Consider the following 1261-nt stretch of genomic DNA (forward strand, 5'->3'; position numbering starts at 1 on the left):
TTTTCAAAGCTAATTTAGCTATTTGAATACGACATTGCGTATTATTTCTAGTATGTTTTTCAAAATCAATTAATTGTGAGTGACATTTAGCTAATTCACCTATACGCCTATATATATCGGCTAACAATAATTGGGGTTGATATCTTTTCAAAAATAAAGAAGAGGTATTATAAGTTAGACATAAATTAAGTTGTTTTATTGCATCCTCTAAATTCTGTTGAGAATTATATATTAATGCTTTAAATAAATATAAAACACTTTTATTTTCAGTTAGTTTTTCTAAATCTGAAATGTTAATTGCTAATTTATGTCCTTGATGATAAATATGTTGATAACACATTAATTGATAATAGTAATCAATCTCTTGTTTATTAATTGCTATATCCCAGTATGAATAAGCTTCCTCCCATTTTTCACAAGCCATTAAAATCAAAGCTTTGGTTTTGTTATCTTTAATTTGTTCAAAATTTATATCAGCATTATCAAAAAATATTGATGGTTGATATTGATGGTAACTCGCTTCGGCTAAAATTTGGTATGCAATATTTTTATGTTTGTTGTCACCAAGTAATAATTGTTGAGCGCAATCCATTACTAAATTCCATTCATGATTTGAACAAATACTATAAGTAAAATTACTCAACATGGAAATAGGCATTTCTGATAAGTAATTGTCACTAAATGCTCTTTTTAATTGATTAATTGCTTTAGCATAATTTCTTTTTTTCAAAGCTAATTTAGCTATTTGAATACGACATTGCGTATTATTTCTAGTATGTTTTTCAAAATCAATTAATTGTGAGTGACATTTAGCTAATTCACCTATACGCCTATATATATCGGCTAACAATAATTGGGGTTGATATCTTTTCAAAAATAAAGAAGAGGTATTATAAGTTAGACATAAATTAAGTTGTTTTATTGCATCCTCTAAATTCTGTTGAGAATTATATATTAATGCTTTAAATAAATATAAAACACTTTTATTTTCAGTTAGTTTTTCTAAATCTGAAATGTTAATTGCTAATTTATGTCCTTGATGATAAATATGTTGATAACACATTAATTGATAATAGTAATCAATCTCTTGTTTATTAATTGCTATATCCCAGTATGAATAAGCTTCCTCCCATTTTTCACAAGCCATTAAAATCAAAGCTTTGGTTTTGTTATCTTTAATTTGTTCAAAATTTATATCAGCATTATCAAAAAATATTGATGGTTGATATTGATGGTAACTCGCTTCGGCTAAAATTTGGTA

General features: G+C 25.8%; 1 protein-coding gene. It reads right to left on the reverse strand.

What is annotated here, in order from left to right; all coding sequences use genetic code 11:
* The coding region (locus tag A9G43_RS10595) for a tetratricopeptide repeat protein (protein ID WP_141674075.1) at nucleotides 1-1261 on the reverse strand (1261 nt) is incomplete at both ends.

Origin of the sequence: Gilliamella sp. Occ3-1, from assembly GCF_001690655.1 — a bacterium.
Lineage (GTDB): Bacteria > Pseudomonadota > Gammaproteobacteria > Enterobacterales > Orbaceae > Gilliamella > Gilliamella apicola_P.